Origin of the sequence: Nonomuraea sp. NPDC050547 (genome assembly GCF_044457345.1) — a bacterium.
Taxonomy (GTDB): Bacteria; Actinomycetota; Actinomycetes; order Streptosporangiales; family Streptosporangiaceae; genus Nonomuraea.
Window position 1 is genome coordinate 125,227 of record NZ_JBITGW010000023.1, and the last position, 12,713, is coordinate 137,939.

Here is a 12,713-nt window from a genome sequence, read left to right on the forward strand (position 1 = left end):
GCCGCCGCTTCAGTACGCGACGTCGACCGTGTGCCGGTGGGTGTCCGGGTCGGGCAGCACGCGGAGCACGGCGTCGGCCAGGTCGGCGCGGCTGATGGACATCCCGCCGCGCACGCAGTCGTCGACGGCGGTGCGGTAGGAGCCGCGGGCGGGGGAGTCGAGCAGGCGGGGCGGGCGGACGACGGTCCAGTCGAGCGGGCTGTCGCGGATCCACCGGAGCACGCGGACGTTGTCCTGGTAGGGCGTCCTCAGGAAGAGCGAGCGAATGACGATCTTGGTCAGCCGCTGCGCGACCGTGTCGGACGGGCCGTCCGCCATGCCGTTGGTGACCACCACGAGGCGCTTGACCCCGGCGGCGTCCATGGCGCCGATCACGTTGGGCACGCCTTCGGAGTAGACCGTGGGCGGGCCGCTCCTGGCCGGTCCGGCGAGGAAGACGACGGAGTCGCAGTCGGGCTCGATCGTCAGCGTGCCGGCCTCCATGACGTCGCCGGCCACCACGCCGAGCCCCGGATGTTCCTCCGTGACCGCCTCGGGGCGGCGGGCGACCGCGGTGACCACGTGGCCCTCGCGCAGCGCCTGGTCGACGAAGAGGCGGCCGGTGCCGCCGGTCGCGCCGTAGACGGTGAGTTTCATCCGCACAGTCCTCTCTGGTGAGTAAATGCTCACTCACCCCTATGATGGGTGAGTGCCTACTCACCGTCAAGCCGAGCAGACTCGCGAGCGCATCATCGAGGCCGCCTACCAGGCCATTCTTGAGCACGGCATCGCCGGTGCCACCACCAAGCGCATCGCCCGGCTGGCCGGATGCTCGGAGGCGCTGCTCTACAAGCACTTCAACGCCAAGGAGGAGCTGTTCCTGGCGGTGATCCTGGAGCGCATGCCCGCGCTCGCCCCGCCGCTGAGACGGCTGCGCGCCGCCGCGGGGGAAGGAGACCTGAACGCCCACCTGACGGAGTTCGCGCTCGCCGCCATCACCTTCTACGCCAGCACCGCGCCCATCGCCTCCGGCATGATCGGCGACCCCACGCTGCTCGGAACGTTCCGCGGGATGCTGGCGAACCTGGACGCCGGGCCCCACCTGCCGATCCGGATCCTGGCCTCGATCCTGCGCTCCGAGCAGGACGGCGGGCGGATCACCGCCGGCGCCGACTGTGACGCGCTCGCCTCCCTGCTGATGGGCGCCTGCTACCACCGGGCTCACCTGTCGTACTTCGTGGACCAGGCGGTGAGCACCGAGGACTACGCGCGCGCCGTCGTCGCCACCCTGTTCGGTGCCCCTACTCGCTGAACTCCACCGGCCGCTTCAGCAGCCACAGCGCCGCCCGGCGCAGCAGGGTGCGGTGAACCTCGTTGTCGTAGGAGCGGGTGTCGTGGCCCAGGGCGTCGTAGACGACGCGGCCGCGCCGTACCGGACGGGCCCAGACGAGGGGCTGGCCGTTCGCCGAGGCCAGCGGCCGCACGTCGGGCAGCACGTCGAGATCGCTGTAGACCTCGTCCACGAGGTCGAAGTCGCGCAGCCCGGCCACGATCGGGTGGCCGCCGTGCACCCGCACGCCCGTCCAGCCCAGCGGCGGGTGATGGGACTTGGGCCAGGTCCAGCAGCCGCCGAGCACCCTAGGCCAGCCCTGCCAGTCGTCGAAGCAGATCGCGGCCGTGTGCATGCAGAGCAGCCCGCCGCCGCGGTCGAGGTGGTCGAGCAGCGTCGTGCGCGCCTGCGCGGGCAGCTCGAAGCGCCATCGCTCGCGCTGGTCGGCGAAGCGGTCGAGGTCCATCCGCCAGCGCAGCGCGTTGACGGTGATGAGCGGCACCTCGGTCGGCTCGCTCAGCGCGCCGGCGATGTCCTCGGTGATCTCGGACTCGACGCCCACCTCGGCCAGCACCTCGGCCAGCGCCGCCGACGTGGCCTCGAAGTCGTGGAAGAGGCCTCCGGAAAGGATCAGATTTCTCGCCACCCACAAACCTCATCACGGAAGTTGTCACAACCCAAGGGGGTGTTCCGTCCAGTAGACGACAGCGCCTGCCATAAGCCTTGGAGTGATCATGAGAGTGCTCGTCGCCGGAGCCACCGGAGTCATCGGCCGCCGGCTGGTCCCGCTGCTGGACGCGGTCGGCCATGAGGTGATCGCGGGCTCGCGGTCCACCGGCTTCGACGCGCTCGACCACGACGCGGCGGTGCGCTACGTCCGCGCGGCCGCGCCCGATGTGATCGTCAACCTGCTGACCGCGATCCCGCACGCGATCGACCCGCTCACCTTCGCGCGGGACATGGAGCAGACCAACCGCCTGCGCGCCGAAGGCACCCGCACGCTCGTCGAGGCCGCGCCGGGCGCGCGGATCATCAGCCAGGGTCTCGCCTACGCCTACGAGCCCGGCGACGGCCCCGCCGACGAGGAGACCCCGCTCTGGCAGGATCCGCCCGCGGAGTTCGCGGCGGTCCGCGACGCGCTGCTCGACCTGGAGACGCTCACCGCGCGGGCGGGCGGCCTGGTACTGCGCTTCGGCCACCTGACCGGCCCCGGCACCGCCTACGACGACGACGGCTCCACCACCCGGGCGGTCCTGGCCGGTCAGCTGCCCGTCGTCGGCGAGGGCGGCTCGGTCTTCTCCTTCACCAACACCCACGACGCGGCCACCTCGGTCGTCGCCGCGCTCGACCGCGACCTCACCGGCGCGCTCAACGTGGTCGACGACACCCCGGTCACCATGGCCGAGTGGCTGCCCGCGCTGGCCGCCCGGCTCGGCGCGCCGGAGCCGGCGCGGGTGCCCGTCGAGATGGCGAGGCCGGCCGTGGGCGGCTGGGGCGTGGCGTTCATGACCGGCCTGCGCGGCGCCGACAACGCCCGCGCCCGGCTCCAGCTCAACTGGCGGCCCCGCCACGCGGCCTTCCTCCACGAGACGGCATGATGCTGGGCGTGGACGCATTCGAGGAACACCGCCCCATGCTGCTCGGGCTGGCATACCGCCTGCTCGGCAGCATGTGGGACGCGGAGGACGTCGTCCAGGAAGCCTGGATCCGCTGGCAGGCGACCGATCAGGAGGAGGTCAGGGAGCCGCGGGCGTTCCTGGTGACCGTGGTCTCGCGCCTGGCGCTGGACCAGCTGCGCTCGGCGCGGGTCAAGCGGGAGGCGTACACCGGGCCGTGGCTGCCGGAGCCGGTGCCCGCCGCGCAGGTGGGCCCGCTCGACACCGTCGAACTGCGCGACACCGTGGCCTTCGCGACCCTCCATCTCATGGAACGGCTGACGCCGCCGGAGCGGGCGGTCTTCGTGCTCCGGGAGGCCTTCGAGCTCCCGTACCCGGAGATCGCCGAGATCGTCGGCGTGACGCAGGCCAACGCCCGGCAGATGCACCACCGGGCGACCGTACGGCTGGCCGAGGGCCGCGACCGCTTCACCCCCACGGCCCAGCAGCACACCGAGCTCCTGACCCGCTTCATGGAGGCCGCGGCCGGCGGCGACATGGCCGCGCTCACCTCGCTCCTGCACGAGGACGTGGTCATCTGGAACGACGGCGGCGGCAAGGTGCGCGCGGCACTCAAGCCGATCCACGGCCGGGACAAGGTCATCGCCTTCCTGAACGGCCTCATGTCGCGCTACCTGTTCGGCGAGATGCGGCTCGGCGAGACCAACGGCCATCCGGCGCTGCTCACCACGGTGGGCGGCGCCGACCAGCTCGTCAGCCTGGAGATCCGGGACGGCAAGATCGTCACCATGCTCGGCGTCCTGAACCCCGACAAGCTCACGCGGATACGCCCATGATCGGCTTATAGTCGCCCGTATGGATCTCGGCATCGCGGGCAAGGTAGCACTGGTCACCGGCGGCAGCGCGGGCATCGGCCTGGCCTCGGCCAAGTCTCTGGCCAGGGAGGGCGCCAACGTCTGCGTGAGCGCGCGCAACCCCGAGCGCCTCGCGGACGCGGTGGTCGAGCTTCAGGAGTTCGGCGGCGTCGTGCACGCCGTCCTCGCCGACGTGGAGGACCCCGCGGCGGCGGCGCGCGTGGTGGCCGAGACCCGCGACGTCCTCGGGCCCGTGGACATCCTGGTGGCCAACGCGGGCGGCCCGCCCGCCGGCCGCTTCGTGGACATGGGCCTGGCCGAGTGGGACGTGGCCGTCCAGCGCAACCTGCTCGGCACCGTCCGCCTGATCCACGCCGTGCTGCCGGAGATGCGCGCGCGCCGCTGGGGCCGCATCGTCACGATCACCAGCCGCTCGGTCCGCGAGGCCCTCGACGGCCTGGCCCTGTCGAACGCCACCCGGTCGGCGGTCGCGGGCGTCGTACGGACCCTGGCCAGGGAGGTGGCCGCGGAAGGCGTCCTGATCAACAATGTCCTGCCGGGCTCGGTCGACACCGACCGCCTGCGCGAGCTGTCCGGCAGCGCCGAGAACCTCGCCGCCCGTGCCGCCGCCACGCCGATGGGCCGCATCGGCCGCCCGCAGGAGATCGGCGACGTGGTGGCGTTCCTGGCCGGGGAACCGGCCTCCTTCGTCACCGGCGCCTCGCTCCTGGTGGACGGCGGCGAGACCCACGTGATCGCCTGAATCAGCGCTTCAGGCGGCGGGCCGACTCCGACTCCTGGGCCAGGCGCCTCAGGGCGTCGAACGCCTTGCCGTACAGGACGGTGCCGAGTACCAGCGCCTCCACGGCGGCGTCGCGCGGACCGTCGAACGGGATGGTCGCCATCTCGAACTCGCGCACGATCCGGTCGGCGGCCTCGGCGTAGGGGGCGAGGTCCGGCTTCATGCCCAGGCTGCGCATTCTGAGGAGGATCTCGGCCAGTTCCGCCCTGGGCGGCGCGTCGGGGAGGACCCGCCAGCCGTGCTCGGCGACCACCCGGTCCACCTCGGCGCGGGCGGCCTCCAGTTCGTCGCCGGGTTCGGCGGGGGAGACCTCGGGCGCGAGGGCGTAGTGGGCGGTGCCGAGCATGGTGTGGACGGGCAGGCTCTCGTCGTCCACCGCCTCGATGATCTTCTTGATCGAGGCGACGGGGAGCTTGCCCACCTCCAGCAGGGCGCGGATCAGGCGGAGCCGGCGCAGGTGCGTGTCGTCGTAGTCGGCGCGCGTCGCAGAGCGCTGCTCACCCGGGTGCAGCAGGCCCTCACGCAGGTAGTACTTGATCGTCGGCAGGGCGACACCGGACTCGGCGCTCAGCTCTGAGATGCGCATCGGTAGACCATAACGTCTAACCGGAGCGCGCGAGCTGACGGGCCGCGGTGACGAGGTCGTGCACCTCCGCCTGGCGGTTCCACAGGAAGACGACCTCGATGGGCGGCACCGCCTCCGCGATCGGCACGAACGCCAGCGCCTCCGGCACGGGCGTCCCCTTGCGTACGCACAGGGTGTAGCCGGCGCCGGACTCGACCAGGTTCACCGCCAGGTCGTGGGTGGCGGCGGCCGGGCCGAGACGGGGGTGCAGGCGGTGGCGGACGAAGCCGGACAGGAAGCGGCCGCCGTCCGACTCGGGCATGACCAGCGGCTCGGCGGCCAGGGCGGCCAGGGGCAGCGCGTCCTGGCCGGTCAGCGGGTGCTCGCGGGGGAGCAGGGCGTGGACGGCGGCGCGCTGGATGAGCGTGCGGGCCACGCCGCGCGGCAGCGTGCCGGGGGCGTAGCCGAGCCCCGCCTGCAGGCTGCCGTCGGTGATCGAGACGATCTGCTCCGCGGTGCTCATGGGCGCCACGCGCAGCCGGGGCCCGCCGGGCAGGTGGGACAGCAGCCGCGCCTGCACGTCGCCGAGCCCGTCCGCCACGCCGATGCGCAGCGCCTGCCCCTTGCCGCGGGCGGCGGCCACGGCGCGCTCGAAGGCGTCCACGGCGACGGTGGCTTGGGCGAGGAACACCTCTCCCGCCTCGGTGAGCCGCACGCCGCTGGACGAGCGGGTGAACAGCTCCGCGCCGATCTCTCTCTCCAGCGCCTTGAGCTGCTCGGAGAGGGTGGGCTGGGCGATGTGCAGGACGCCGGCCGCGCGGCGCAGGCTGCCCGCCCGCGCGATCGCAATGGCGTAACGCACCTGGCGCAGATCCATCCATCACCTCGTTTATCGGCTTTCATCATCGGCCTTTCATCGGATCGAGTCCCGGTTTCGTGTCGGTGACTTTTCGCGAGCATCCGGTAACCGAGCAAGCGCTTGCCTAACAACGGGCGCCGGGCTAGCGTGACGACTGTCGTCGCCCGCCGGGACGGATCGCGCCCCGGCCCGGTGGGCGGCCGTCGAGAAGGGAGCCGGGACATGCAGCCCTTCTCCGGCCGGGCGGCGGTCGCGGGCGTGGGGATGACCGCGCTCACCAGGGCCTCGGGCCGTAGTGAGCTGGATCTGGCCGTCGAGGCCGTCCAGGACGCCTGCCGGGACGCCGGGATCGAGCCCGCCGAGGTCGACGCCCTGCTCAGCTACCACATGAACGACTCCGTCCCGGTGGTCCAGGTCGCCAGAGCCCTGGGGATCGAACGGCTGGGCTGGCACAACGACATCGCGGGCGGCGGCACCCAGGCCGCCTCCATCCTGGGTGACGCCGCGATGCTGATCCACTGCGGTCTGGCACGAAATATCGTGATCTATCGGGCGCTGAACGGCCGCTCGGGCAAGCGGCTCAACGTCGCCTCCACCGGCCCCCAGGAAGAGCTCACCCGCCGGTACGGCATGGCCGGACCCATCCCCCTGTTCGCCCTGGCCGCCACCCGTTACCTCCACGACACCGGCCTGACCGAGGAGCACCTGCACGCCGTCGTCGCCCAGTCGCGCGACAACGCCGCCACCAACCCGCGTGCCCTCCGCCGCGAACCCCTGACCTGGGCGGACTATCAGTCCAAGCCGTACGTGTGCACGCCCCTGCGCACCGCCGACTGCTGCCAGGAGACCGACGGGGCCTGCGCCCTGGTCGTCAGCGGCGTACTCGCCGGCCCGCGCGTCCACGCGGTGGTGCGCGGCGGCGGCCCGGGATGCTCGGCCATGGACCGCGCCCCCGACGTCAGCGCGATCTTCTCCGAACACGTCGCCCCGATGCTGTGGCGGGCCTCGGGCATGAAGCCGGCCGACGTGGACGCCGCGCTGCTCTACGACGCCTACTCGTGGCTGGTGCCGAGGCAACTGGCCGACTTCGGGCTGGCAGAGGATCTGGACGGCTACCTCCTGGAGCGCCGCCACGCCTGGGTGAACCGGCACGGCGGGCTGCTCTCCGAGGGGTACGTGCACGGGCTCAACAACGTGGCGCAAGCCGTACGGGAGCTGCGGGAGGACCGTGAGGTGGCGCTGGTGACGGGCTTCGGCGGCTCCTACGGCAGCGCCGCCCTCCTGACCTCCGCATAATTCCTGAAATGCTCGGTCCATCCCCGACATGGACATGATGTGAGCACCCAAGCCGACCGGTTCGCCGCGATCTACGCGGCGACCTACGAACAGATCCTCGGCTACGCCATGCGCCGCTGCGAGATCCCCGAGGACGCGGCGGACATCGTGGCCGAGACCTACGCGACCGCCTGGCGGCGCGCCGACCGGCTGCCGGACGGCGACGAGGCCCGCCTGTGGCTGTACGGCGTGGCCCGCAACACCCTCGCCAACCACCGCCGCGGCCGGCTCCGCAGGCAGCAGCGCAGCGCCGAGCTGAACGTCGACGTCGCCGACCTCTACTCCCGCACCCCGGACAGCTCGGTCGAGACGGGCGCGATCGCCCGCACCTTCCGCGAGCTGAACGCCGACGACCGCGAGCTGCTCTCGCTGGTCGCCTGGGAAGGACTCGACCACGCCCAGATCGCCACGGTCCTGGGCGTGTCCCGCAACGCGGTCCGCATCCGCCTGCACCGCGCCCGCAAGCGGTTCTCCCGCGCCCTGTCCAAGGCCGGAGTGACCGCCCACAACCTCGCGATGGAGTCAGCATGAACGACTTGCGGCAGCTCGCCCGGGTGGGCGACGAGGATCTGGCGGGTCAGGCGTCCGGCGCGGGGGCGCGGACGCTGCTGGCCTCGATCATCGCGGAGGAGCCGGTGAAGGAGCCGTGGCGCCGGCCGTGGAAGCGCCTGGCCGCGGCGGGCGTGGTCACCGCCGCGCTGGCGGCCGCGGTCGTGCTCGGCCCGAGCATCCTCAACACGCCCGGCAGCGCCACCTCCTACGCCAACGCGGCCATGGACATCAAGCTGGAGAACGGCATGTGGGTCGCCAGGATCAAGGACCCGTTCGCCGACCCGGCCAGGTATGAGGAGGCCTTCCACGCCGTCGGCCTCGACGTGAAGCTCCAGCTCGAACCCGCCTCGCCGCGCCAGGTGGGGGAGATCTTCCAGCTCGGCACGGGCGGCGACATCGGTCAGTCGAGCAGCATCGCCATCGACAGCGACCCCAAGGACTGCAAGATCACCGCCCCGGACTGCACGATGGTGCTCACGCTCTCGCAGAATGCGTCCGGAGCGTGGATCAAGGCCGGCCGCCCGGCCAAGGCGGACGAGCCCTACGCCAACGGCAACCGGGCCACGATGGACGGCGGCTCGCTGGCGGGGTACACGGTCGGGGACAAGCAGGTGAGCGAGGTCGCCGCCGAGGCCGAGCGGCGCGGGCTCAAGGTCGTCTACCAGATCGTCCAGCCCCAGCCCGACGGCGGGTACGCCATGAACCCGGATGACCAGTCAGCGGCGGTGGGCCAGGACTGGTGGGTCTGGGACGCCGAAGACGCCCAGCTCGGCGTGGTCCGCCTCCTCGTCAGCGAGGAGCACGTGATCAGGAAGTAGCCACGAACCTCCCGTGCAGCTCCGCGGCCCGTGATCCGAGCAGGTCGCGGGCCGCCAGCCACGCCGCCGCCCCCGCCGCGTCCCGCGCCGTGCGCACGGGCGTGTCACCCAGCAGCTCCTGTACGGCCTGCCGCACCGGCCCCGGGTTGGTGAGCACGCTGCCGGCCAGCACCACGGGCCCGGTCGTGTGCACGCGGCGCACGGTGGCCACCAGCTGCCCGGCCGCCTCGCGGGCGATCTTCCCGGCCATCGGATCGCCCGCCGAGGCGGCCTGGCTGACCAGGGCGGACAGCGCGGCCAGGCGCATGTGGTCGGCCTGCGCGAGCCGTACGATCCGGTCGGCCGTGGCGCGTGGGGTCGCGCCGCGTTCGGTGCCGAGGAAGTGGGTGACGACCAGTTCGGACAGCTCTCCGGCGGGCTCGCCGCGGTCGAGGCCGTGCACGACGGCCTTGGCGGCGGCGCGGCCGATCCAGAAGCCCGAGCCCGCGTCGCCCAGCAGCCAGCCGAGCCCGTCGGCGATGACCGACTGGCGATAGCCGGAGATTCGGGCGGCGATCGCCCCGGTTCCGGACAACAGCAACGAGCCTTCCGAGGCGGGTGATCCGGCGACGTAGCCGATCGCCACGTCGCCGATCATCTCGGGCGCCCGGGGGATGCCGTGCTCGGCCCAGAGCCGGGCCAGCTCGACGTCCATGACGTCCTGCTTGCCGGCGATGCCCGCCAGCGAGCCCACGACCGCGGTGGCGTCCGCCGAGGCCAGCGCCTCGCGCAGGGCGGTGGCGATGTTGGCCACCGCCTTCTCCGCGCCGTGGGCGGAGGGGTTGCCCGCACCCGCCCGCGCATAGCCGACGCGCTCGCCGTCGAGCGTGTGGACGGCGACGCGGGTGGAGGTCGCGCCGGCGTCCACGCCGACGACCAACGAATGAGTCACGGTCCCGATTTTGGGTCTTGACTCGGCCGGGAAGCAAGAATAATTTTCGCCGGAAGACCGAGTATTCGGAAGGAATATTCGTGACTTCAGGGGCCCTTGGGCGCGTTGAGACAGAACTGCCGGGATTGCCGGAAGCGCTACGCCGCGTGGGCGAGGTGATTCTGGGCGACCCGGCCGAAGCCGCGAGGTCCACGATCATCGCGCTGGCGGAACGGGCGGGCAGCTCGCCCGCGACCGTGACCAGGTTCTGCCGCGCCTTCGGGTTCTCCGGCTACGCCGAGCTGCGCGTGGCGCTGGCCACCGAGACCGGCAGGGCCGCGCAGGCCGGCTGGGGCGCGGGCGTCGGCCACGAGATCGGGCCCGACGACCCGCTCGACACGGCCATCGAGGTCATGGCGGCCGCCGACACCCGGCTCATTCAGGACACCGCCGCCCAGCTCGACCTCGACACCGTCGCCCGTGTGGCCGACGCGATCGTCGCCGCCCGCCGTGTCCTCCTGGTCGGCGTCTCCACCAGCGGTAACGTGGCGACGATGTTCGAAGGCAGGTTACGCCGCATCGGGATACCGGGCTGGAGCGCGTGCGACGCGCACGTGGCGCTGTCGGACGCCGCCCTGCTCGCTCCCGGTGACGTGGCGGTCGGCATCAGCCACCGCGGGCGTACCCGCGAGGTGATGGAGGCCCTGGTCGAGGCGTCCGGACACGGCGCGCTGACGGTCGCGGTCACCTCCTTCGCCCGCTCGCCGCTGGCCGACCTGGCCGACCTGGTGCTCACCACGGCCAGCAGGGAGACCACGTTCAGGCTCGGCGGACTGGCCGCCGTCCACTCGCAGCTCTTCGTCCTGGACGCCGTCTACGTCGCCGTCGCCCAGCGCACCTACGAACGCACCAACGAGGCCTTCGAGCGGACGATCAGCGCGGTCGAGAGCCACCGAGTCGAGAGAGGCTGAATGTCCTACGCAACACAAGTCCTGGACCTGGCCAAGTCCGTGATCTCCCGCCAGGAGCACCAGGTGCGCCAGGCGGCCAGGCTCATCGTGACCTCGCTGCGCGGCGGCGGCGTCGTCAACGCGTTCGGCTCCGGTCACTCCGAGGCCATCGCGATGGAGATCGCCGGACGGGCCGGCGGCCTCGTGCCCAGCAACCGCCTCAGCCCCCGCGACCTCGTCCTGTACGGCGGGCAGCCCGTCAGCGTGCTCACCAGCGAACTGGAACGCGACCCGAAGATCGCCCAGCAGATCTACGACCTGGCGCCCGTCGAACCGCAGGACGTGTTCGTCCTGATCTCCAGCTCCGGCGTCAACGGCACCGTCGTCGAGCTGGCCAGGATCGTCAAGGAACGCGGGCACACGCTGATCGCCCTCACCTCGGTCGAGCACAGCGGCGCCATGCCTTCCCGGCACCCGTCCGGGCGCAAGCTGCTCGACCTGGCCGACGTCGTGCTCGACAACGGCTCGCCGTACGGCGACGCCATCCTCGAACTGCCCGGCGGCGGCACCTACGGCGCCGTCTCGACGGTCACCTCCGCGCTGCTCGCGCAGATGGTCGTCACCACCGCGGTCGAGGAACTGGTCGCGCTCGGCGAGACGCCCCCTGTCTACCTGTCGGTCAACGTGACCGGCGGGGAGGAACACAACAAGGCACTGGAGAGCCGCTACGCAGGTCGCATCAGACGCGGAGCATAAGGAGTCATAGCAATGTCCGACACCCCCCATCTTTCCCGGCGCCAGCTCTTGCGCAGCGCCGCCCTCGTTCCCGTCGCCGGGGCCCTGGCCGCGTGCGCCACCCCGGCGCCCCAGACACCCGCGAGCACCGCACCGGGCGCCGCGAAGGCGCTGGAGGTCTGGATCTTCGACGGCGGCTTCGGGCACAAGTACGCCACGGACATCCACCAGCCGTTGTTCAAGACCAAATATCCCGATGTGGCGATCAAGCACAACTTCACCAAGGAGATCACGAAGGTCCTCCAGCCGCGCTTCGCCGGCGGCAACCCGCCCGACGTGATCGACAACTCCGGCGCCAACGCCATGGACTTCGGCGCCCTGGCCCAGGACGGGCAGCTGCAGGACCTGACCCCGCTGCTGGACATGGAGAGCTGGGACGACCCGGCGGTCAAGGTCCGCGACACGCTCGACCCGGCCGTGATCGAGATCGGCACCTACGACGGCAAGTTCTCGGTCGTCGGGTACGTGAACTACATCTACGGCATCTGGTACTCGATGAAGGCGTTCAAGGAGAACGGCTGGGAGGCGCCGAAGACCTGGGAGGACTTCGTCGAGCTCTGTGAGACGATCAAGAAGTCCGGCAAGATGGCGCCCTTCACCTACGCCGGCAAGCACCCCGGCTACGCCCTCGACCCCATCCTCGTCACGGCCGCGAAGATCGGCGGCAAGGAGATCCTGCTCAACCTCGACAACCTCGAGGACGGCGCCTGGAAGGCCGAGGCGCTCAAGGAGTCGGCCACCCGCTGGGCCGAGATCGGCGCCAAGTACCTGATGGAGGGCACCGCCGGCCTCGATCACGTGCAGACCCAGACCGCGCAGAACAAGTACCAGGTGGCCATGCTCCCCTCCGGCTCCTGGCTGGAGAACGAGCAGCGCACCACCACTCCGCCCGGTTTCGACTACGCGATGTTCCCCGTCCCGGACGTCACCGGCTCCGACAAGCTCCCGCACGGCGCGCTGCACACGCAGCCGGGCGAGAACTTCATCGTCCCGGCGAAGGCCGCCAACGCGAAGGGCGGCATGGAGTACCTGCGGGCCATGCTGTCGAAGAAGGCCGCGGGTGAGTTCAGCCAGCTCGTCTCCACCGTGCCCACCGTCAAGGGCGCCGGCGAGGGCCTGCAGTTGTCGACCGGCGTCAAGAGCGCCTCCGACGCCTACGCCGCCGCCGGGGAGAACACCGTCTACTTCCGGTGGAACGCCTGGTACCTGCAGCTCAAGGACGAGAGCGCGGCCGCGACCGGCGAGCTCATGAGCGGGCGGCTGACGCCCGACAAGTTCCTGGAGCGCATGCAGAAGAAGGCCGACGAGATCAAGGGCGACTCCTCGATCAAGAAATTCAAGCGCTGAC

General features: G+C 71.6%; 15 protein-coding genes. 10 read left to right on the forward strand and 5 right to left on the reverse strand.

All coding sequences use genetic code 11. The annotated features are described in order from the left end of the window. Positions 1–9 precede the first annotated feature (9 nt). Entirely contained in the window at positions 10–636 is a 627-nt protein-coding gene (locus tag ACIBHY_RS44855; RefSeq protein WP_397248123.1) for an NAD(P)-dependent oxidoreductase, read from the reverse strand. Between the two features lie 52 nt (positions 637–688). Between ACIBHY_RS44855 and ACIBHY_RS44860 the strand changes: the two genes are divergently transcribed. Continuing rightward, complete coding sequence (locus ACIBHY_RS44860; RefSeq protein WP_397248125.1) at positions 689–1,291, forward strand: TetR/AcrR family transcriptional regulator; 603 nt, start codon at positions 689–691, stop codon at positions 1,289–1,291. On the opposite strand, the gene ACIBHY_RS44865 is transcribed toward ACIBHY_RS44860, so the two are convergent. Continuing rightward, positions 1,281–1,955 carry a ThuA domain-containing protein gene (locus tag ACIBHY_RS44865; RefSeq protein WP_184967134.1) on the reverse strand — a complete coding sequence of 225 codons (675 nt, stop codon included), beginning with the start codon at positions 1,953–1,955 and terminating at the stop codon, positions 1,281–1,283. The genes ACIBHY_RS44860 and ACIBHY_RS44865 overlap by 11 nt on opposite strands. A gap of 88 nt (positions 1,956–2,043) precedes the next feature. Between ACIBHY_RS44865 and ACIBHY_RS44870 the strand changes: the two genes are divergently transcribed. From ACIBHY_RS44870 to ACIBHY_RS44880, 3 genes are read left to right on the forward strand one after another with little or no spacing between them, the layout of a single operon-like run. Continuing rightward, positions 2,044–2,907, forward strand: coding sequence for an NAD-dependent epimerase/dehydratase family protein (locus ACIBHY_RS44870; protein ID WP_397248127.1), 864 nt, complete (start codon positions 2,044–2,046; stop codon positions 2,905–2,907). Beyond that, positions 2,907–3,761, forward strand: a complete 855-nt coding sequence (locus ACIBHY_RS44875; RefSeq protein WP_397249127.1) for an RNA polymerase sigma-70 factor — start codon at positions 2,907–2,909, stop codon at positions 3,759–3,761. Before ACIBHY_RS44870 ends, ACIBHY_RS44875 begins: the two co-directional genes overlap by 1 nt. 19 nt (positions 3,762–3,780) lie before the next feature. Next, positions 3,781–4,542: an SDR family NAD(P)-dependent oxidoreductase gene (locus ACIBHY_RS44880; RefSeq protein ID WP_379625040.1), complete on the forward strand. Its 762-nt coding sequence runs from the start codon at positions 3,781–3,783 to the stop codon at positions 4,540–4,542. Between the two features lies 1 nt (position 4,543). On the opposite strand, the gene ACIBHY_RS44885 is transcribed toward ACIBHY_RS44880, so the two are convergent. Then, complete coding sequence (locus ACIBHY_RS44885; RefSeq protein WP_397248129.1) at positions 4,544–5,167, reverse strand: MerR family transcriptional regulator; 624 nt, start codon at positions 5,165–5,167, stop codon at positions 4,544–4,546. A 16-nt stretch (positions 5,168–5,183) separates the two neighbouring features. After that, positions 5,184–6,023 carry a LysR family transcriptional regulator gene (locus ACIBHY_RS44890; RefSeq protein ID WP_397248131.1) on the reverse strand — a complete coding sequence of 280 codons (840 nt, stop codon included), beginning with the start codon at positions 6,021–6,023 and terminating at the stop codon, positions 5,184–5,186. A 204-nt stretch (positions 6,024–6,227) separates the two neighbouring features. Between ACIBHY_RS44890 and ACIBHY_RS44895 the strand changes: the two genes are divergently transcribed. Genes ACIBHY_RS44895 through ACIBHY_RS44905 form a run of 3 tightly spaced genes read left to right on the forward strand, consistent with a single transcriptional unit; the run spans position 6,228 to position 8,710 of the window. After that, positions 6,228–7,301 (forward strand): acetyl-CoA acetyltransferase, encoded by a 1,074-nt coding sequence (locus tag ACIBHY_RS44895; protein ID WP_397248133.1) that lies wholly within the window; start codon positions 6,228–6,230, stop codon positions 7,299–7,301. Between the two features lie 39 nt (positions 7,302–7,340). Continuing rightward, positions 7,341–7,871 (forward strand): RNA polymerase sigma factor, encoded by a 531-nt coding sequence (locus ACIBHY_RS44900; RefSeq protein WP_397248135.1) that lies wholly within the window; start codon positions 7,341–7,343, stop codon positions 7,869–7,871. Continuing rightward, the gene (locus ACIBHY_RS44905) at positions 7,868–8,710 is read left to right on the forward strand and encodes a hypothetical protein (protein WP_397309921.1); all 843 of its coding nucleotides are present in this window, start codon (positions 7,868–7,870) and stop codon (positions 8,708–8,710) included. The genes ACIBHY_RS44900 and ACIBHY_RS44905 overlap by 4 nt, the downstream gene beginning before the upstream one ends. Here ACIBHY_RS44905 and ACIBHY_RS44910 read toward each other — a convergent pair. Continuing rightward, positions 8,700–9,641, reverse strand: coding sequence for an N-acetylglucosamine kinase (locus ACIBHY_RS44910; RefSeq protein WP_397248139.1), 942 nt, complete (start codon positions 9,639–9,641; stop codon positions 8,700–8,702). The two genes, ACIBHY_RS44905 and ACIBHY_RS44910, sit on opposite strands and share 11 nt — an antisense overlap. Positions 9,642–9,721: 80 nt before the next feature. On the opposite strand from ACIBHY_RS44910, the gene ACIBHY_RS44915 reads away from it, so the two are divergent. The 3 genes from ACIBHY_RS44915 to ngcE are packed head-to-tail and all read left to right on the forward strand — an operon-like array spanning position 9,722 to position 12,712. Further along, positions 9,722–10,591, forward strand: a complete 870-nt coding sequence (locus tag ACIBHY_RS44915) for a MurR/RpiR family transcriptional regulator (protein WP_397248141.1) — start codon at positions 9,722–9,724, stop codon at positions 10,589–10,591. Then, positions 10,592–11,326, forward strand: a complete 735-nt coding sequence (locus tag ACIBHY_RS44920) for a sugar isomerase domain-containing protein (protein WP_397309922.1) — start codon at positions 10,592–10,594, stop codon at positions 11,324–11,326. Between the two features lie 12 nt (positions 11,327–11,338). Further along, positions 11,339–12,712 (forward strand): N-acetylglucosamine/diacetylchitobiose ABC transporter substrate-binding protein, encoded by a 1,374-nt coding sequence (gene ngcE / locus ACIBHY_RS44925; RefSeq protein WP_397309923.1) that lies wholly within the window; start codon positions 11,339–11,341, stop codon positions 12,710–12,712. The last annotated feature ends 1 nt before the right edge of the window (position 12,713 follow it).

What these genes read in the sequence shown, in the direction of transcription:
- ACIBHY_RS44895 (WP_397248133.1), top strand. Translation starts at nt 6,228, where the DNA reads ATGCAGCCCTTCTCCGGCCGGGCGGCGGTCGCGGGCGTGGGGATGACC.
- ACIBHY_RS44920 (WP_397309922.1), top strand. Translation starts at nt 10,592, where the DNA reads ATGTCCTACGCAACACAAGTCCTGGACCTGGCCAAGTCCGTGATCTCC.
- ACIBHY_RS44880 (WP_379625040.1), top strand. Translation starts at nt 3,781, where the DNA reads ATGGATCTCGGCATCGCGGGCAAGGTAGCACTGGTCACCGGCGGCAGC.
- ACIBHY_RS44875 (WP_397249127.1), top strand. Translation starts at nt 2,907, where the DNA reads ATGCTGGGCGTGGACGCATTCGAGGAACACCGCCCCATGCTGCTCGGG.
- ACIBHY_RS44890 (WP_397248131.1), bottom strand. Translation starts at nt 6,023, where the DNA reads ATGGATCTGCGCCAGGTGCGTTACGCCATTGCGATCGCGCGGGCGGGC.
- ACIBHY_RS44905 (WP_397309921.1), top strand. Translation starts at nt 7,868, where the DNA reads ATGAACGACTTGCGGCAGCTCGCCCGGGTGGGCGACGAGGATCTGGCG.
- ACIBHY_RS44885 (WP_397248129.1), bottom strand. Translation starts at nt 5,167, where the DNA reads ATGCGCATCTCAGAGCTGAGCGCCGAGTCCGGTGTCGCCCTGCCGACG.
- ACIBHY_RS44870 (WP_397248127.1), top strand. Translation starts at nt 2,044, where the DNA reads ATGAGAGTGCTCGTCGCCGGAGCCACCGGAGTCATCGGCCGCCGGCTG.
- ACIBHY_RS44855 (WP_397248123.1), bottom strand. Translation starts at nt 636, where the DNA reads ATGAAACTCACCGTCTACGGCGCGACCGGCGGCACCGGCCGCCTCTTC.
- ngcE (WP_397309923.1), top strand. Translation starts at nt 11,339, where the DNA reads ATGTCCGACACCCCCCATCTTTCCCGGCGCCAGCTCTTGCGCAGCGCC.